This is a genomic window from Thioclava sp. F42-5, assembly GCF_002213195.1.
GTDB lineage: Bacteria > Pseudomonadota > Alphaproteobacteria > Rhodobacterales > Rhodobacteraceae > Thioclava > Thioclava nitratireducens.
The window spans coordinates 20,748-38,192 of the sequence record NZ_NBNZ01000009.1; the positions used below are offsets into that span (position 1 = coordinate 20,748).

Annotated in this window: 18 protein-coding genes; 8 read left to right on the forward strand and 10 right to left on the reverse strand. The window is 64.7% G+C overall.

The genetic code is table 11. The features are described 5' to 3' along the window. Nucleotides 1–50: 50 nt before the first annotated feature. Complete coding sequence (locus tag B6V74_RS17435; RefSeq protein ID WP_088720020.1) at nt 51–1,163, forward strand: zinc-binding dehydrogenase; 1,113 nt, start codon at nt 51–53, stop codon at nt 1,161–1,163. A 108-nt stretch (nt 1,164–1,271) separates the two neighbouring features. Here B6V74_RS17435 and B6V74_RS17440 read toward each other — a convergent pair whose 3' ends face one another. The 10 genes from B6V74_RS17440 to B6V74_RS17485 form a co-directional block, all read right to left on the reverse strand. Next, a complete protein-coding gene (locus tag B6V74_RS17440; RefSeq protein WP_240497141.1) occupies nt 1,272–2,531 on the reverse strand; it encodes an MFS transporter in 1,260 nt (419 codons plus the stop codon). Then, nucleotides 2,528–3,073 (reverse strand): DUF393 domain-containing protein, encoded by a 546-nt coding sequence (locus B6V74_RS17445; RefSeq protein WP_206185222.1) that lies wholly within the window; start codon nt 3,071–3,073, stop codon nt 2,528–2,530. The genes B6V74_RS17440 and B6V74_RS17445 overlap by 4 nt, the downstream gene beginning before the upstream one ends. A 193-nt stretch (nt 3,074–3,266) precedes the next feature. Then, nucleotides 3,267–3,734 (reverse strand): GNAT family N-acetyltransferase, encoded by a 468-nt coding sequence (locus B6V74_RS17450; protein ID WP_088723540.1) that lies wholly within the window; start codon nt 3,732–3,734, stop codon nt 3,267–3,269. A gap of 118 nt (nt 3,735–3,852) precedes the next feature. Beyond that, a complete protein-coding gene (locus B6V74_RS17455) occupies nt 3,853–4,440 on the reverse strand; it encodes a tyrosine-protein phosphatase (protein WP_088723541.1) in 588 nt (195 codons plus the stop codon). Between the two features lie 55 nt (nt 4,441–4,495). Next, nucleotides 4,496–5,107 (reverse strand): hypothetical protein, encoded by a 612-nt coding sequence (locus B6V74_RS17460; protein WP_088723542.1) that lies wholly within the window; start codon nt 5,105–5,107, stop codon nt 4,496–4,498. 2 nt (nt 5,108–5,109) lie between these two features. Further along, on the reverse strand, nt 5,110–6,093 hold the full coding sequence (locus B6V74_RS17465) for an ABC transporter permease (protein WP_088723543.1): 984 nt from the start codon (nt 6,091–6,093) through the stop codon (nt 5,110–5,112). Then, entirely contained in the window at nt 6,086–7,018 is a 933-nt protein-coding gene (locus B6V74_RS17470) for an ABC transporter permease subunit (RefSeq protein WP_088723544.1), read from the reverse strand. The genes B6V74_RS17465 and B6V74_RS17470 overlap by 8 nt, the downstream gene beginning before the upstream one ends. Then, nucleotides 7,015–7,761 (reverse strand): ABC transporter ATP-binding protein, encoded by a 747-nt coding sequence (locus B6V74_RS17475; RefSeq protein ID WP_088723545.1) that lies wholly within the window; start codon nt 7,759–7,761, stop codon nt 7,015–7,017. Before B6V74_RS17475 ends, B6V74_RS17470 begins: the two co-directional genes overlap by 4 nt. Before the next feature lie 175 nt (nt 7,762–7,936). Next, a complete protein-coding gene (locus B6V74_RS17480; RefSeq protein WP_088723546.1) occupies nt 7,937–8,716 on the reverse strand; it encodes a hypothetical protein in 780 nt (259 codons plus the stop codon). Nucleotides 8,717–8,724: 8 nt separating this feature from the next. Next, nucleotides 8,725–9,201: a hypothetical protein gene (locus tag B6V74_RS17485; protein ID WP_146694576.1), complete on the reverse strand. Its 477-nt coding sequence runs from the start codon at nt 9,199–9,201 to the stop codon at nt 8,725–8,727. A 306-nt stretch (nt 9,202–9,507) separates the two neighbouring features. On the opposite strand from B6V74_RS17485, the gene B6V74_RS17490 reads away from it, so the two are divergent. From B6V74_RS17490 to B6V74_RS17520, 7 genes are all read left to right on the forward strand, one after another. Beyond that, entirely contained in the window at nt 9,508–10,182 is a 675-nt protein-coding gene (locus B6V74_RS17490; protein WP_075776632.1) for a response regulator transcription factor, read from the forward strand. Beyond that, complete coding sequence (locus B6V74_RS17495; RefSeq protein WP_075776633.1) at nt 10,182–11,540, forward strand: HAMP domain-containing sensor histidine kinase; 1,359 nt, start codon at nt 10,182–10,184, stop codon at nt 11,538–11,540. The genes B6V74_RS17490 and B6V74_RS17495 overlap by 1 nt, the downstream gene beginning before the upstream one ends. 233 nt (nt 11,541–11,773) lie before the next feature. Beyond that, nucleotides 11,774–13,159: an MBL fold metallo-hydrolase gene (locus B6V74_RS17500; RefSeq protein ID WP_088723548.1), complete on the forward strand. Its 1,386-nt coding sequence runs from the start codon at nt 11,774–11,776 to the stop codon at nt 13,157–13,159. Nucleotides 13,160–13,187: 28 nt separating this feature from the next. Beyond that, nucleotides 13,188–13,574 (forward strand): DUF302 domain-containing protein, encoded by a 387-nt coding sequence (locus B6V74_RS17505; RefSeq protein WP_075776635.1) that lies wholly within the window; start codon nt 13,188–13,190, stop codon nt 13,572–13,574. 145 nt (nt 13,575–13,719) lie between these two features. Next, nucleotides 13,720–14,214, forward strand: coding sequence for a hypothetical protein (locus B6V74_RS17510; protein WP_088723549.1), 495 nt, complete (start codon nt 13,720–13,722; stop codon nt 14,212–14,214). Nucleotides 14,215–14,372: 158 nt separating this feature from the next. After that, nucleotides 14,373–15,077 carry an ABC transporter ATP-binding protein gene (locus tag B6V74_RS17515; protein WP_088720011.1) on the forward strand — a complete coding sequence of 235 codons (705 nt, stop codon included), beginning with the start codon at nt 14,373–14,375 and terminating at the stop codon, nt 15,075–15,077. 4 nt (nt 15,078–15,081) lie between these two features. Beyond that, nucleotides 15,082–17,445 carry an FtsX-like permease family protein gene (locus B6V74_RS17520; RefSeq protein WP_166504587.1) on the forward strand — a complete coding sequence of 788 codons (2,364 nt, stop codon included), beginning with the start codon at nt 15,082–15,084 and terminating at the stop codon, nt 17,443–17,445.

A 17,445-nucleotide genomic window follows, 5' to 3' on the forward strand; every position in this document is an offset into this window, starting at 1 on the left:
TCGCGACCCGACCCGAGTTTTCACCCCAAGTCAGGCATCTGGAGATCGACATGGCGACCACTGGCAAACAACTGTTCACGACGCTGGAGGCGGACGGCACACTCACCGTCGCGATCGAGGACGTGGATTTCCCCGACCCAACCGGCAATCAGGTTCTCGTCAAAATGGAGGCGGCTCCGATCAACCCCTCAGACCTCGCCATCCTCGTGGGCGCGGCGGATATGGAGAACGCCGCGTATTCCCCCGGCAAATTCGTGGCCAAGATGCCCGAGCCGTTCAACGCGGGCTCGAAAGCGCGGCACGGTCTGAAGCTGCCCGCGGGCAACGAGGGCGCAGGCACGGTCGTCGCAACCGGCGACAGCGACGCGGCGAAAGCGCTTATGGGGCAGCGCGTCTCCTGCGTGCCGGGTAACGCCTACAGCCAGTATTGCATCGCCGATGCGGAGATGTGCCTGCCGCTGGGCGATCATTCCTCCGAAGATGGCGCGAGCGCCTTCGTCAATCCGATGACCGCGCTCGGCTTCGTCGAGAACGCCAAGATGGACGGGCAGGATGCGATCCTGCACACAGTTGGCGCGTCGAACCTCGGGCAGATGTTGACGCGCATCTGTCAGGAGGACGGTCTCGGTCTGGTGAATATCGTTCGCAAGGACGATCAGGTCGATCTGCTCAAGAAGATCGGCTCCACCCATGTCGTGAACTCCTCGGATGACGATTTCATGGAACGGCTTCGCGATGCGATCGACGACACCGGAGCCTTCTACGGCTTCGATCCGATCGGCGGCGGCCATGCGGTCGACAACGCCTTCAAGGCGATGGAGCAGGTCGCGGTGAGCCGGATGACGGAATATTCGCGCTACGGCTCGAACCAGCCGAAGCGGATGTTCATTTACGGACGTCTCGACACCGGCCCGACGACCCTCTCGCCGAGCTACGGCTTCGGTTGGACGCTCTCGGGCTGGCTGCTGTTTCCGTTCCTGCAATCGGCCGGGCAAGAGACCGTCGCGCGGATGCGCAAGCGGGTGCGCGACAATCTCACGACCACCTTCGCGAGCCATTACAAGACCCGCGTCAATCTCGACGAGATGCTGACGAAAGAGGCCGTGACCGATTACCGGAAAATGAAGACCGGCGAGAAATACCTCGTGACCCCCTGGTCCTGAGCCTCTGATCCTGACGATGCGTCGCCGGAGTAGCCCTGATCCGATCGGGGTCGCTTCGGCGTCGAACAAATGAGGGTTAGATCGTAATCTGCCTTGCCGCGCTCCGCATCAGCTCGAATTGTCGAGAATGTCGCGAGGCAATCCGAGCACGAGCGCGATCGCCGCCAGTTTCAGCGCGCAGGGCACGAGCGCATAGCTGACATTGAGCGCCGAGAGCGCCGCGCCGGTGTTGCCTGCGCCGGGCTGGTATCCGAAATATTGAAGCAACGGCAACACGGTCCCGGCGGCGATCGCCAAAGTCGCCTTGGCGCTGAAATTCCAGATCCCGAACGCCTGCCCCGCTTGCAGCCCCGCACGCGACAGCGCTGACGCGAAAAGCGCCGATAGGATCACCATATCCGCTCCGAGCGCGACACCGGACCCGATACAGATCGCCGCGAACGGTAAAGCGGCCCCGGTCGGCAGGCTGAAGGCGCCTACGAAGCTCACGATTGCAAGAACCATCGCGACCAGCAGCACCCGGCGGGCGCCGAACCGTCTGGCGAGACGTCCCCATAGAGGGGCACTCGCCCCGGCGGCTATGAAGAACAGGATAAGAAATGGTCCTGCCAAGTCCGGCAAGCCAAGCCGGTCCCCCACGAAGAACAGAAACAGCGTCGATGTCACGGCCACCGGCAGGCTGTTGACGAAGGCCAGCAGCAAGAGCCAACCCGCGTCTGACCCGATGAGTCCCCGCCAGTTCAACCGCGTCGAGGCGAGTTGCGTCTTGCGCCAAAGCGGCCGCGCCAACGCGACCGCGATCAACGACAACAGCGCGATCAGCCAGCCGAAAGGCCGGTAGCCATCCGATTGATCGTGGAGCGTCGAAAGCAGCGCCGGCGCGATCGCGCCGAGCGTCACCCCGATCAGAACGCCGGTTTCGCGCCAGCCGGCGAGGCTCAGCTGCGACTGGGTCCGCCCCGATCCGGCGAAAGCGGCGCTCTGGCCGTAGATCAGGATCGTCCCGAGGCTATACCCCGTGAACGCGACGACAAGCCCCCCGGTCAGCCAAAGCGCGGGACTTCCCTGCACGGGCAGAGAAAAGACCGCGACACAGCCCGCCGCCAGCAGCGCCATCGCGAGGGCCGCGAACCCCGAGCGGTACTGCGCCCAGCGGTCTGTCATCCACCCCAAGAGCGGATCCTGCAGGAAATCCACGATACGGATCAGCAGCAGGATCGCCCCGACCTGACCGAGCGACAGGCCAAGTCGCGTGGCCGCAAAACTCGGCAGGTGGATGTAGATCGGGATGCTCGCCGTCGCGAGCGCCATCGCGAGAAACCCCACGCGCCAAAAGTCCCTTGGCTGATCCACCGGCATCACGCTCATCGGGCGCGCGGCCCCGTCAGCCTGACGAAGAGCCAGACGATACCGGGGCGCAGCTTCAGAAAGATACGGTAGGCCAGTTCGAGGAGAGTCCTGACAATCGGCCATCGCGCGATGCGCGCCAGACCACGCCAGCGCGGAAGTTGCGCCCAGAGCTCTGCAAACGCGGTGGCCCCCGAGACGAGACGCCCATCCCGCGTCCGCACGTGAAACCGCGCCAGCGCGTCGTCCCGGTTCAGAGCGTCGGGCAGAGTCGCGCCCGGGTCGGAGAGATCGACGAACTCCAAAGCGTCCGCCCCCGGCGCTTCGCGATAGAGCCCGATTTCGGCACGACAAAGCGGGCACGCCCCGTCATAGAAGACGGTCGCCTTGCTTGTCGTATTCGTCGCGGATCGGCACACGTTTCCCTCATCTTCAGCTTCGATGAGTGTTACGCGCCCGGACAGTTCGAGGATCTTTCGCAGCAGGCTCGTTGGTTCCGCGAACGCGCAGGTCCATCCGAAAGCGCCTCGGGGCAATTCATCGCCCCGCAGCAGAGCCGCCAACGCTCGAAATACGCTCGAAATGCATCCGCCTGCTCAGGTTGCGACGGTCGCGCCCTGAGAACTAAGCTCGAAGGTTATCAGGTGAAGGCCGCGGACCGCGCGTAAAATTGGATCGCGAAGCGACGGCCTGAACGACCTGGAGGACCGCGAACCAACGGTTCTCATCTTGCGCCACACCCGTCGGAAGCCCCGCTTATTCGGCGGGCCTCTCCTCCAGATCCAACCGCATCGTCGCCATGCCCTGACGACGGGACAGTTCCTCGTAGCCGGCCGAGAGATAGGCGTTGAAGGCCGGCGCGTTTTCGAGCTCCACCTTCAGGGTCAGCGACAGCGCGCCGAGGTCTCGCGCCGCCTGTTCCACGTGCCCCGTCAGCTCTGCAGCCGCCCCGCCACGCGCCTCTTCGACGAGATAGACGTAGGTCAGGTGCCGCACCTCCGGCCCGATACCCTCTCGCAGCGCGAAGAAACCGACATCCCGCCCCGTCTCATCCTGAAGGTAGAACGAGACGTCCTGATGTTCTCCAAGCCACTTGCGATGCCATTCCATCTCGTCGAACGGAACTTTCGCATTGGGATTGAGCAGGGGAATTTCGGCGTCCGACAGCATCGCTGCCAAGGGGGCCAGATCGCGGTCGCGGTTGCGGCGCAGGGTGAGTGCCATATGTCCTTCCTTAGGCTGGGCCCGGCGCGCGCGCCGAGGTGGATCATGAAAGGTCGCGTGCCTGACACAGAAGCCCCTTGCGGGTCAACCGCAGCGCTCGCTGGACTAATCGCCGCGGTCACGACCCACGCCACGCAACAGCCGGCACGCGGTCGCCAGTATTCACCGCCATCCAGGTCTCGTCCATCGGCCAGGCTCTCGAGAGCCACGGCACGCCTATATGGCCGTAGAGAAACGAGAGCTGCCAACCCGCCTCGGAAGGCGAACGCTTCTTCTGATGATAAAGGTAAAGCGCGGCAGCGAGCCCGGTGCGATCCGCCCCCGCCTTGCAGTGAACCAGAACGGGCTTGGGCGCCCGCGCCATCGCCCCTTCGAGCGCCGCGAGGCGGATCGGGCTGAGGGTTTGATGGTCGGACATCTTGAAGTCGATCAATTCCAATCCAAGCCGTTCTGCCGCAGCCTTCTCCTGATCGTACCACGCCTGTCCCGGATGCGCTCCGCGCAGGTTCAGGACCGATCGTATGCCGTCCTTTTTCTTGTAGGTCTTCAGCCTCGCGGCGGTCGGTTGGTTCGAACGATAGAACTCTCCAGCCACCACGGTGTGGAAATTTCCGGTCACCTGCAAATACCCGAAATAGAGCACCAGCGCCGCGAGCGTCCCGACCAATACGGTGCCCACGATCCGCGCGATTTCGCGAAGTTTCATCGCCTCTGTCTCCGTTGCGGCCCCGGATGCGGGGCCGCTCTGCGATGGTTGGCGATCAATCCGCCTGCTCGGCGCCGCCGGCGTCTTTCTTGACACCCTGCGTCACCGCGGCAGTGCCCGGAAGCTGCAGGCTCACATCGACCTGTTTCGCGGATTGCGCTGTGGTGTAGATCGAGTTCGGGTTCGCCCGCAGATGCCCCGGCTTGCCGCTGTCATCGACATGGATGCGGGCCGAGCCATTGGCGGGAACGGTCACGTCGGGGTGCAGGATATAGGCCTCCTTCGCGCCGCTATCGGCGTCGGTGATGGTGTAGAAGAGGGTGAAGCCCCTCAGCGGTTTGGCACTGTCATTGACCAGTTGGATCTCGAGGTGATCCGGGGCGTCCGTATGGGTTGCGGGATCGACGTTGTTCTCGACCAGCAGCTCTCCGATATGGAACGGCGCGGCAGTGCCCCCGGGCTGGATCGGGCTTTGCGCGACCACCGGGTCCTTGTCGGCCAAATCGTTCTGCCCGTCGCCATCGGTATCGGGGTTCTGCGGATCGGTGTGCAGCAGCGGCTCGGCCATGTCGGGCACGCCATCCTTGTCGGTATCGGTCTGCGCGGCCTGGGCGCCACCAGCGGCGAGCATCAGCAGCACGGTGAGGGTGGAAAGGGTCTTGTTCATCGTCAGGTCTCCTTGGTCAGACGGTCGGCACGGATCGGACGCAGCAGGACGAGCCCGCCGAGACCGAGGGTGAAGAGAATGAGGAACCAGGCATCGCCCTTCTTGTCGGCCCAGATCGGCCCGAGCGCTTTGCCGGTGTAGATGTCCTTGATTCCGAGCACCGCGAAGGTGAAGCGCTCGTAATGCTTGGTCACGGACGAGACCTCGATCCCGTTGCGGATGGTTTCGTAGGTGGCGAAGCCCTGCTTGATCTTTGTCTGCTCGGCCTTCGGGATCGAAAGCTGCGCGAAGACGCCGCCTGCGACCTGGTTATCGGGGTCCATCGTGTCGCCGATCTGCGGCGCGACGAGGACCACCAGCAGCCACAGCGCGAAGGCGTAGAGCAGCCCGCTCGCCGGGCTTTTCAGCCAGAGGCTCAGCCCGAAGCCCACCGCAAAGATCGCGCTAAGATAGAGCGTCGAAGCCCCCCAGGTTATCGCAAGGCGCAAGAGGTCATTCGCCCCGATCCCGATGCCCGAACCGAGCGCGAGCACCACTGCGCAGAGCGCGAAGACGAAGGCCAGTGCCGTCCCCATCAGCCCGGCCCCGCCCAGCAGCTTCGCGGCAAGGAACTGCCAGTTCGAGAGCGGCCGCGTCAGGATCAGCGCCAACGTCTGGCGTCCGCGCTCCTCGACGGCGGCGCGGTAGCCCGCGATCAGCGCGATCACCGCGCCCATGATCTCGATCTGCTCGATCGTGCCGCGCATCAGCTTCAGCGGATAGAACTCTGGCGCCGCGATCGAACCGAGACTTTTGCCGAGCGCCAGCAGCTGCTGTTTCGCGGCCATGTAGGTGGCGACATCAGTGCGCATCGCAACCGTCCCAGTGATCAGCGAGATCAGCGCGGCGGCGACGAGCGCCAGCGTCGCGGCGAGCAGGAAACGGTCGCGCAGCGCAATCCGCGCGTCCTTGAGCGCAATGGTGGAGATTGCGGAGAGATCAGGCATCGGGGCCTCCCTTCGTCATGTCGAGCTTGAGGCAGCCGCGCAGCGCATAGAGGCCGGAGCCCGCAGCGAAGAGCATCATCACGACCAGCGGCGGCACGGGACCGCGCGGCGGCAGACCGTCGGGCAGGTAACCCATCAGCTCCGCTCCGAGATACTTGTAGGCTTCGGCCAGCGAGAACGGCCCGAGCAGGTTTGCGGAGAGGTCGAAGATCGCGGATTGCGGGGCGGGTGCGAGGGCCGAGATCGGGTTGATCGCAGCGGTGGGCAGGATGTTTCCGGTCAGCGCAGGCCAGACGAAGGTCAGCACCAGCCACACCACCGTCGGCACCATCAGACCCACGGTTTCGCTGCGCGCCCGCGCCGAAGCACCGATCGCGATCAGCCCGAAGGTCATCATGTAGAGCCAGCCCAGAGAGAAGAACGCAGCCAGCCGCGCCCAATCCCCTGAGGCGAGATGCACCGAAGGCAGGATGACGAGGGTCGCGGCGCCCACTACGCCCGCAAGCGCGGCCAGTCCGCCGACGGCCAGAGCGAGTGCCGAGACCTTGCCTCGCGCGTAATCGAGCCGCTCCAGCGGGCGCGCGCCGATCAGCGGCAGCACGCCGGCCCGGCGGTCGGTCTCGACCATCCGGTAGCCGATCACGATGGCCGAAAAGGCGCCGATCAGGCTGATATAGATCGTGAGGTTGCGCAGCAGCGCCAGCGGTGAGCCTTGCGTAACCGGGTTTGGCGGCACCGGCTTGCCATTGGCTTCGAACCAATGCGTGGCGCTGGCGTAGATCGCGTCGACCGTCGAGGTCGCGGACCAGCCGAGATAGGCCGAGACCAGCACCAGCGCGGCGAACAGCGCGGCCACCAGCGCGATCGTCCGCTCGCGTGCAAGCGCGGCAAGCGCGTGGCGGCGCAGGATCGTGGAAGGTGTCATGCCGCGACCTCGCGATCCGGCACCACCGAGAGGTAAAGCTCCTCGAGGGCCTCTTCCGAGCCGTAGCGCGCCTTCACCGTTTCGATCGTGTCGTGGAAGACCAGCTGCCCATGCGAAAGAACGCCGATGGAGGAACACGACCGCGCCACCTCGCTCAGCAGGTGGGTGTTCATGAAGATCGTCATGCCCTGCGCGTTCAGCCGCTCCAGCACCTCGCGCAGCTGGCGCACCCCCATCGGGTCGAGCCCCGAGGTCGGCTCGTCGAGAAACAGGACCTGCGGACGGTGGACGATGGCCTGGGCCAAGCCGACCCGCTGGCGCATCCCCTTGGAGAAGGTCGCGATCCGGCGGTCGGCGAGATCGGTGATGCCGAGGAACTCCATCACCTCCTCGACGCGGTCGCGGGCATCCTCGATCCGCGAGAGCGCCGCGAAGAAGCGCAGGTTCTCGCGCGTGGTGAGCGTGTCGTAGAGGCGGACGTTCTCGGGCAGGTAGCCGATGGCGCGGCGCAGCGCGATGCGGTTATGCGCGAGGTCGCAGCCGGCGACGCTCGCCGTGCCGCCGCTGGGCTCCATGAGCGTCGTCAGTAGCCGGATCGTCGTGGTCTTGCCCGCGCCGTTATGGCCGAGAAATCCGAAGATCTCGCCACGTCCGATATCGAGATCGAGCGGCTGGAGCGCGGTGAAATCGCCGTAGCGCAGGGTAAGTCCCCGCGTGCTCACGGCCAGTGTGTCTGTTTGCATCTCTGGGCACCTCCTTTTGATGTTGAGAGGAAATTGCCCGTCGCGATCCGGATCGACTTCGACAGTTTCTTACAAATCGGTGAGAAGCTGGATTACCGGCTTGGCCGGAACGAAAAACCCTCCGCCCCGGACGGACGGGACGGAGGGCCACGCGGCGTACGATCTGGAAAGGGAATCAGATGCGCCTGCGTTTCAAGGTCATCGCGGCGACGGTGATCGCGATGACGGCGAGGAAGCCGAGGCTGGTGGGAATGGTGCCGAAGCCCAGCCCGCCATAATCGGTCGGTTGCGAGAGAAGATCGCCGAAGGACGCACCCAGCGGGCGGGTGAAGATATAGCAGAGCCAGAACGCCCAGAGCCCGCCCAGATTGAAGGTGACATACCCCAAGGTGAGCGACGCGATGATCAGCCCGAAGAGGATGCCGGTCGCGAGATAGCCGATCCCGAACTGCTCGGAGATCAGATCGCCGACCGCCGTGCCGAGCGCGAAGGTGAACAGGATCGCGAGCCAGTAGAACCCTTCGCGCCGGGCGGTGTAGACCTCATGAATCGAGAGCGTGCGCTCGGAGGCGAACCACGCCGCGAAGGTCGCGCCCAGCAGAATGGTGAACCCGATCGTCGAGTCGATCAGCGGAATCCCGAGATTGTCGGTCATGTTGTCGGTGATCAGCGTCCCCACGATCGAGATCAGCACCACCGCCGACCAGTAGACTGCAGGCACGTAGCGGCGCTGCGCGAATTGCCAGCGGATCACCAAGGCGAGGATCGCAGTCATCAGGATCGTCGTCGCGGTCAGACCGAGACCGAGATTGACGGCCAGAAAGTCGGCCGCCGTCTCGCCCATCGTCACCGCCATCAGTTTGATGAGCCAAAAGCCCGGCGTGACCTCGGGAACTCGGCTGACCGGGTTGGTCAACTCTTCGTCGGGGTAGATGAAAGTCTGTTGATAGCTCATGTTGCGCCTCAGTCGTTCAGCATTGCCAGCGCCTGCGCCGAGAAGGCATCGGCGCGGGTATCGTCGTCGGCGTTGCAGCGCTCGAGCGCTTTCGCCTGAAGGTCGGAAACCGCTTGCGGCGCGGTTTTGCCGCCGAGCGTGTCGCGCAACTGCCCGATCATCGCCTCGCAGGGCAGCGCATGGCCGGTCTTGTCGGTCACCGCGATGCCCGCGACTTTCTGCACAGCCCCGACTTCCGAGGGCACCGGATCGGCAAGCGCGGTCTGCAAGCCGTTAAGGCTCTCCATCACGGTTTTCGAATCCGGCGACTTCGTGCGCAGCGCGGCGAAAGCCTTGTCCGCCGCACCGTCGATCACGCCCCAAGCGGAAGGATCGGCCTTGCGCAGCTTGGCCGCGTTCTTGTCCCAAAGGGTCTCCAGATCGGTGATACGTTTCTCCGCAGCGGTGAACTCGCCTTTCTTGGCAAGCATCTGTGTATCGCTCACGATCGTCTCGTAAGGGCTCATATCGCCGAGGCTTGCAGCTTGCGCCGCGGAAGCGCCCGGCCCTCCCGTATTCATGGCCATTTCGACCATTGAAAATGACGCGACCGGCACCGCGATGAGCGCGGCGGAAAGAAGCAGGTTTCGCATAAGGTCCTCATTGCTTGCGATGCATCCGCACCGATGCCGCCAGCAATCGCCTGCAGAAGGACGAAGCGTTTTGCTCCCATCTTACGAATTTGTAAGAAATCGCACAGGCGTAGCGGGGCCGACCGTGACAATGCCGGTCCGTTATCGAAAGATGGTGCGATGAAGATCCTGATTGCCGAAGACGATGCCGAGACCGGCGACTACCTGCGCAAGGGGCTGACCGGTGAAGGTCACGCCGTCGACCTGCTCCGCGACGGGCGCGAAGCGCTGACCCAAGCCACCGCGCAGAGCTACGACCTGTTCATCTTCGACCGGATGATGCCGGGGCTCGATGGGCTGGCCCTGCTCAAGGCGTTGCGCGCCGCGCAGATCGCCACGCCCGCGATTCTGCTCACCGCGATGGGCAGCGTCGAAGATCGCGTCGCCGGGCTGCGCGCAGGGGCCGATGACTACATGGTCAAGCCTTTCGCTTTCGTCGAACTGCTCGCGCGGATCGACACGATCGCGCGCCGCCCTGCCCTCAAGGCAGAGGTGACCGAACTGGTGCAGGGCGATCTGCGCCTCGACCTGCTCGCCCGGGAGGCGTGGCGCGAAGGCCAGTGCATCGAATTGCAGCCGCGGGAATTCATGCTTCTGAAGCACTTCATGGAACGTCCCGGCCGGGTGCAGACCAAGACGATCCTGCTGGAGGCGATCTGGGACATTCATTTCGACCCGAAAAGCAGCGTCGTCGAGACTCATATCAGCCGTCTGCGCGGCAAGATCGACAAGCCTTTCGCGACCCCCTACCTAACGACGCTGCATGGGATCGGTTACGTGTTCGAGGCCTCGTGATGCGTGCATTCACTTGGTCGATGCGCTTCGCCATCGCGATCTCGACGGTCTTCGCTTTTGCCGCACTGGTCGCGGGCGGGGTCTCCTACACGCTACAATCCAAGGAAATGAGCCGCCGCCTCGAAGGCGAGGTGCGCGCCGATACCGAGGCGCTCGCCATCTCGGCCCGCGGCGCCGACTTGCAGGACCTGAGCGAGCAGATCTCGGCGCGGATGACGACGAGTCGCGACGGCGCGAATATCGTGACCTTCGTGCCGGCCGATGGCTCCAAACCGCTTGGCAATGTTCGCGTCGCAAGCCAGTTCGAAGGGGCGCGCCATCTCGAACCAGGACCCGACGTAACGCTCCTCGATCCGCCCGGCGCGAATGTCCCCGAGGGCTATGTCACCTTCGGGATGCGGCTCCCCTCGGGCTGGCTGATGACGGGGCGCGACGATGCGTGGCTCCGCGAGCAGGGCGAAATCCTCGCCACCAGTTTCGGCTGGGGCCTCGGGCTCGCGCTTCTGCTGTCGATCAGCTTCGCGGTCTTCATCGCGCGCCGCAACGAGGTGCGCATCGACCGGATGGAGCAGGTCCTGCACGCGGTGGGCGAAGGTCGCCACGGGCTACGTATCCGCGACGAAGGCGATGACGACGTGGCGCGTCTTGCGCAAAGCGTGGATCAGGCGCTCGATCAACTGGAGGCGGGGATCGCGTCGATCCGGCAGGTCTCGACCGATGTCGCCCATGACCTGCGCGCGCCGCTCGCCCGACTGCGGCTGCGGCTGGAGCCGGTGGCGCTGGATTCGTCGCTGCCGCTGGCGCAGCGAGGCGAAATCGGAAAAGCGCTGAGCGATCTCGATCAGGTCTCGGAAACCTTCGACGCGATCCTGCGCCTGTCCCGGATGCAAGCCGGAATGGTCGAGATCACGCGCGCCTCGATCGACCTCACGCAGCTCTGTCAGGACGTGGCGGAGATGCTCGGCGCTGGCGCGGAGGATGCAGGGCAGGAACTGGCGCTCGATCTGCCCGAAGACGTCCGGATCGAAGGCGACCGCGAGCTTCTGTTCCAGGCGCTCGTGAACCTCGTGGACAACGCGCTTCGCTACAGCCCGTCCCCGGCACGGGTCTCGATCGGCGTGCATGAGACCCGCCATCACATCACATTGAGCGTCACCGATAACGGCCCCGGTATCCCGGATCGAGATCTGGCACGGGTGCGCGAACGTTTCGTGCGCCTCGACCGGAGCCGAAACACGCAGGGCAGCGGATTGGGCCTGAGCCTCGTCGACGCCATCGCCCAGATTCACGGCGGTGAGCTGCGCCTGCAGAACCTCGAGCGCGGTCTGCGAGTGGACATACGCTTTCCGAAACCTTGATGCCTCTCGCTGCGAGCAAATTCCGCCCCCCCGGGCAGGCAAAAGGGGCGATCAATCACCCGCTCTCTCGGGCCTCTGAGCGATGAGCGCGCGTGGTTCTGGAAATGGGGTCACGCTCCTATCGCAACTTTATGCCTGACCGGCAGGATACATATTCAATTTTTGGAACATGAACCGCCCCCCGCGCATTCCTTCCGCAATCCCGAACGGACGGAAATTCGGAGGCAGATGACATGACCATGCGTTTTGAACAGATTCTCGCGGAAGGGATCGCCCAGTGCTCCTACCTGTTGGGCGACACTGGCAGCGGCACCGCCGCCGTCGTCGATCCCCGCCCCGATTGCGATATCTATATCGAGCGCGCCAAGGCGCTCGGACTGACGATCACCCATGTATTCGAGACCCATATCCACGCCGACTTCCTGTCAGGCGCGCGCGAATTGGTGGACCGGCTGGATGGCACGCCCAAGCTTTGCGTCAGCGTCGAGGGCGGCGCCGAATATGATTTCGAGCATGAGGGCATCCGCGACGGCGACAAGTTCAGCTTCGGGCAACTCACGCTCGAGACGCGGCACACCCCGGGGCACACGCCCGAACACGTCTCCTTCCTGCTCTACGAGAAGGACAATGACGACCCCTGGGGCGTGCTCAGCGGGGATTCCTTCTTCGTGGATTCGGTCGGCCGCCCCGACCTCCTGGGCGACGACAAGACCGAGGAACTGACCGAGGCGCTGTTCCGCACCACGCAGGATTTCTACATGCAGCTGCCCGAGGGCGTTCTGGTCTATCCCTGCCACGGCGCGGGCTCGGCCTGCGGGCCGAATATCGGCGACCGGATGTCGACCAGCATCGCCTATGAGAAAGCCCATAACCAATATGCCCGGATCACCGATCTCGAGGCCTTCAAGGACGCGATGACGAAGGACGCTCCGCCGGTGCCCACGCATTACCCGCGCCTAAAGAAGGTCAATGCGGCGGGCCCCGAGGTAATGCACGGGTTGCCGCGCTGCATCGGCAAGAGCCCGAAGGAGTTCGAGGCGCTTATCGCCGACAAGGACGTGCAACTGGTCGATATCCGCGACATGCTCGCCTTCGGCGGCGGCTTCATCGAAGGCTCGCTCAATATCGGGCTGCAGCCGATCCTGTCGGTCTGGGCCGGATGGATGCTCGATCCCGACAAACCGATTGCGCTTGTTAGCGAAACGAGTGCCGAGATCGACGAGGCCGTGCTGCGGCTCTGGCGCGTCGGCTTCACGAAATTCGCGGGCTACCTGAACGGGGGCATCGCCGCGTGGCGCACCTCCGGGCGACCGCTTGCGCATATCCCGCAGGTCACCGTGCAGGAACTGAAGGGCAGCGATCTGACCCCGCTCGACGTGCGCAAGGACGAGGAATGGGACGGCGGCCGTATCCCCGGCGCGCTCCACCATTTCCTCGGTACGATCGAAGACGAGATGGACGAACTCGACCGTTCCACCGACTATGCGGTGTATTGTCAGGGCGGCTACCGCGCCAGCGTCGCTGCGAGCCTGCTGCACCGCGCCGGGTTCAAGAACGTCTCCGCTGTGCCGGGCAGCTTCGGCGCATGGTCCGCGCAGGACTACCCGGTCGAATCCTGAACCGCTCAACCTCAGAGGATCCAAGACAATGAGCTACACCATCGACAAACGCCTCACCAATACCACACTGGAAGAGGCCGACACCCGGACGCGCGAGGCCCTCAAGGAGCAGGGCTTCGGCGTGCTCACCGAAATCGACGTGCAGGCCACGATGAAGAAGAAGCTGGATGAGGACATGGCCGGCTACATGATCCTCGGCGCCTGCAACCCGAAGATGGCGCATCAGGCGATCCAGCTGGAGCCGAACGTCGGCGCGATGCTGCCCTGCAACGTCATTTTGCGGCAGGACGGCGCGGATATCCTCGTCTGCGCGATCGACCCGGCGGCCTCGATGATGGCGATCGACAACCCCCGGCTGAAATCGGTCGCAGGCGACGTGCGCGACATGCTGGCAAAGGCGATCGAGGCGATCTGAGCTGAACCGACCCGGCGGCGGTCCACTGTCCGCTGCCGGAGCTTCGCGTCGCGCCCCCCCGGGCGCCCCTTGCATTTCAGGCCCGTTTCGCGGGATACGACGGCCCGACGACCTCGCTGAGAGGTCAAGCCAAGCGAAGGCCAGTATGCCCCGGACCGACCGCCTCAAGACCGACTGTTCCCAATGCGCGGCGCTTTGTTGCGTGGTGCTGTCCTTCGACAAGGGCAAGGATTTCGCCTTCAGCAAGAACCCCGGAGAGCCCTGCCGGAACCTTTGCGGGCACGATTGCTCGATTCACGACAAACTGACCCAGAAAGGCATGGCAGGCTGCGTCGCCTATGATTGCCTCGGCTCCGGCAATCGGGTCGTGCAGGAGGTCTTCGGCGGCCAGTCGTGGCAGGAGGAACCGCGTCTGGCAGCGGTGATGATGGAAGCCTTCTCCGCTATGTGCGAGGTCCACAAGCGGATCGACCTGCTGCGCGCTGCCGAGACCCTGTCGCTGGGACCGGACGACGAACGCAAACGCCGCGACTTCCTCGACCATCTCGAAGAGCATCAATGGACTGGCCCCGAACTCAACGAATTCGAATTCGGTCTGGCGTTGGAGATTGATCTCTTCGTCCACGGCCTCAGCGCGTGACGCCCGACGAACGGAAACGTCGCCTTCGACCGGTGAGGCGCGAACACCACGCGGACGCCCTCAACTCTCCCTCAGCCTCGACAAATTTTGACTGCCTGAAGAAGCTGTGATCTGATCCGGGACGGGTGACGCGCCCAATCTGTTTGAAGAGGCCGAGCGTGCAGCCTGCCTTTCGCACCGAAGCATTGTCGAAAACCTATGGCGAGGGACCAGCCGCGGTCCACGCCCTCAAAGACGTGACCCTGGAAATTCCGCGCAGCGAGGTCGTCGTGCTGCTTGGACCTTCGGGCAGCGGCAAATCCACCTTTCTCAACATCATCGGCGGGCTCGACAGACCAAGCTCGGGCCAGGCGTGGTTCGGCGATCAGAACCTGACCGAAATGTCCGACCGGGCGCTGACGCAATACCGGCGCAGCCATGTCGGTTTCGTCTTCCAGTTCTACAACCTGATGCCCAGCCTCACCGCGCGCGAGAATGTCGATCTGGTGACCGAGATTTCGCACGATCCGATGGACGCGGGCGAAGCGCTGCGGCTGGTCGGGCTGGAGGGACGACTCGACCATTTCCCGGCGCAGATGTCAGGCGGCGAGCAGCAGCGCGTCGCCATCGCGCGGGCCATCGCGAAGCGTCCGGCGGTGCTGTTTTGCGACGAGCCGACCGGGGCGCTCGACAGTATGACGGGGCGGCGCGTGCTGCAGGTGCTCAACGATGTGAACCGCGAGCTGGGCACGACCGTTCTGATCGTCACCCATGCGGCGGCAACGGCGGCGATGGCGCATCGCGTGCTGCATTTCACCGATGGCCAGCTGCGCGAGACGATCGTCAACGAGACCCGCGCCGACCCCGCCGAGATCGAATGGTAAGCCGATGGCCCTGACCGTTCTCCATCGCAAGCTCTTCCGCGACCTCTGGCGAATCCGGGCGCAGGCGCTGGCGATCTCGGCGGTCGTCGCTCTGGGCGTGATGGTACAGGTGATGATGGCGGGGCTGACCGATACGCTCACCGTCACCCGCGACGCCTATTTCGAGCGCCACCGGCTAGCGCAGGTCTTCGAGCCGCTCACCCGCGCGCCCAGCTCGATGATGGAACAAGTCAACGCGATTCCCGGCGTGCTGGCCGCCGAAGGGCGGGTCAGCGGTTTCGGCCGGATCGACGCGGACGGGGGCGAGCCGATACAGGCGCGTGTCCTGTCGCTGCCCGGCCCCGCAGGCCTCAACGGTATCCTGATGACGGCGGGGCGGAAGCCGATCGCGGGGCGCAGCGACGAGGTCGTGCTGCTCGACACATTCGCAGCCGCGCGCGGGATCGCGCTTGGCGATACGCTCGGCGTTACCGTCGAGGGCCGTCACCAGCGCTTGCAGGTCGTCGGTTTCGCCCGCGCGCCGGAGTTCCTGTTCATGCCCGCGCCGGGCGAATTCTTTCCCAACGACGGTCGCTTCGCCGTGATCTGGATGGAGCGCAAGGCAGCGGCCGCCGTGCTCGATCTCGACGGGGCGTTCAACGAGGTGCTGGCGCTCACCACGCGCGAGCGGCCGCGCAAGGCGGTGCTCGCCGATCTCGACAGGCTGATGGCGCCCTATGGCGGCGGCGCGGGCTTCGTTCAGGATCAGCAGACCTCTGCGCGCTTCATCGAGGAAGAACTAAAGGGCCTGCGCCAGTCGCGGCTGTTCCTGCCACCGATCTTTCTCGCAGTTGCGGCCTTCCTGCTCAACGTGACGATCACACGTATCGTGCAGGCGGAGCGGCGCGAGATCGGGCTGATGAAGGCCTTCGGTCACAGCGGGGCGGAGATCGCAGGGCATTACCTCGAAATGGCATTGATGATCGCCTTCGCCGGCGCGCTGCTCGGATCGGCTCTGGGCGTGATGCTTGGGCGGTCTCTGACCGGTCTCTACATGGAATTCTACAAATTCCCCTACCTCGTCTTCTCGATGCATCCCGGCCCCTTCGCCGGGGGCCTCGCCTTCTCGCTGATCGCCGCCGCGCTCGGGGCGGCGATCGCGTTGCGCACGGTGTTCCGCCTGACACCCGCCGAGGCGATGCGCCCCCCGGCCCCGGCCGATTTCACCCATGGCCGGGTCGGCTTCCTCGCGATCGTCACGAAATTCCTCGACCAGCCTGGGCGGATGATCCTGCGTCAGATCACGCGGCAACCTGTACGCAGCCTCGGCACCATCGCGGGCGTGGCCGCGGGCCTCGCGCTGAACATGGCGATGCTGATGATCTATTCGGGCTTCGATCACACGATGGACGTCACCTTCGGCTTTGCCGACCGCTCCGACGCGACGGTGAGCTTCATCCACCCCGTCTCGCGCGATGTGACACATGAGATTGCGCACCTTCCCGGCGTGCTGGAGGCCGAGCCGACGCGCTACGTGCCGGTCCTCTTCCGCAACGGCGTCATCACCCATCGCGGCGAACTGACCGGCCTGTCGGAGGATGCGCAGCTCAATCGCGCGCTACGGCCCGATCTGGAGCCGATCGCCCTGCCCGCGCAGGGCGTCGTGATCTCGCGGGGGCTCGCGGATGTGCTGAAACTTCAGCCGGGCGAAAACCTCACCGCCGAAGTCACCGAGGGCCGCAAGCGGACCCTCTCGCTGCCCGTCGCTGCGATCTCCGACACATTGCTGGGCGCTCCGGCCTATATGCGCCTCGACTCGCTGACCCGGGCCGTGGGCGAGGCGGACCGGATCACCTCGGTCTCGATCCGTACCCAAGGTGCACCGTCGCCGGAGCTTCTGCACGAGCTGCGCGCGCGCCCCAAGGTCGCGGGCGTCTCGATAAAATCCGACAGTCTCGCCGCGTTCCGGGAGATTGCCGACGAGGGCGCGGGCCAGATGCGTTTCGTCTTCGGCGCGATCGCCTTCGTGCTGAGCTTCGGCATCGTTTACAACGCCGCGCGCAACGCCTTCTCCGAACGTGCGCATGAGTTGGCGAGCCTGCGAGTGCTGGGCTTCACCCGCGGGGAAGTGACGCTGATCCTCGCCGGGGAGATCACTGTACTCGTGGCCTGTGCGCTCCCGGTCGGGATCTGGTTCGGCTGGACACTTGCCCAGTTGATCGCGCGGGTTTTCTCCAATGAACTCTACCGGGTCAGCGTCAGCTTCGATCTACCCAGCATCGCGACCGCGGTGCTGGTCGTAGTCTCGGCGACGCTGGCCTCGATCCTGATGTTGCGCCGCGCGCTGGATCGGTTGAACATGATCTCGGCGCTCAAGGCGAGGGACTGA

Coding starts and splice junctions, on each gene's coding strand:
- B6V74_RS17505 (WP_075776635.1), top strand. CDS start 13,188: ATGAGCTACACCATCGACAAACGCCTCACCAATACCACACTGGAAGAG.
- B6V74_RS17490 (WP_075776632.1), top strand. CDS start 9,508: ATGAAGATCCTGATTGCCGAAGACGATGCCGAGACCGGCGACTACCTG.
- B6V74_RS17510 (WP_088723549.1), top strand. CDS start 13,720: ATGCCCCGGACCGACCGCCTCAAGACCGACTGTTCCCAATGCGCGGCG.
- B6V74_RS17475 (WP_088723545.1), bottom strand. CDS start 7,761: ATGCAAACAGACACACTGGCCGTGAGCACGCGGGGACTTACCCTGCGC.
- B6V74_RS17460 (WP_088723542.1), bottom strand. CDS start 5,107: ATGAACAAGACCCTTTCCACCCTCACCGTGCTGCTGATGCTCGCCGCT.
- B6V74_RS17470 (WP_088723544.1), bottom strand. CDS start 7,018: ATGACACCTTCCACGATCCTGCGCCGCCACGCGCTTGCCGCGCTTGCA.
- B6V74_RS17500 (WP_088723548.1), top strand. CDS start 11,774: ATGACCATGCGTTTTGAACAGATTCTCGCGGAAGGGATCGCCCAGTGC.
- B6V74_RS17440 (WP_240497141.1), bottom strand. CDS start 2,531: ATGAGCGTGATGCCGGTGGATCAGCCAAGGGACTTTTGGCGCGTGGGG.
- B6V74_RS17455 (WP_088723541.1), bottom strand. CDS start 4,440: ATGAAACTTCGCGAAATCGCGCGGATCGTGGGCACCGTATTGGTCGGG.
- B6V74_RS17495 (WP_075776633.1), top strand. CDS start 10,182: ATGCGTGCATTCACTTGGTCGATGCGCTTCGCCATCGCGATCTCGACG.
- B6V74_RS17520 (WP_166504587.1), top strand. CDS start 15,082: ATGGCCCTGACCGTTCTCCATCGCAAGCTCTTCCGCGACCTCTGGCGA.
- B6V74_RS17435 (WP_088720020.1), top strand. CDS start 51: ATGGCGACCACTGGCAAACAACTGTTCACGACGCTGGAGGCGGACGGC.
- B6V74_RS17465 (WP_088723543.1), bottom strand. CDS start 6,093: ATGCCTGATCTCTCCGCAATCTCCACCATTGCGCTCAAGGACGCGCGG.
- B6V74_RS17480 (WP_088723546.1), bottom strand. CDS start 8,716: ATGAGCTATCAACAGACTTTCATCTACCCCGACGAAGAGTTGACCAAC.
- B6V74_RS17450 (WP_088723540.1), bottom strand. CDS start 3,734: ATGGCACTCACCCTGCGCCGCAACCGCGACCGCGATCTGGCCCCCTTG.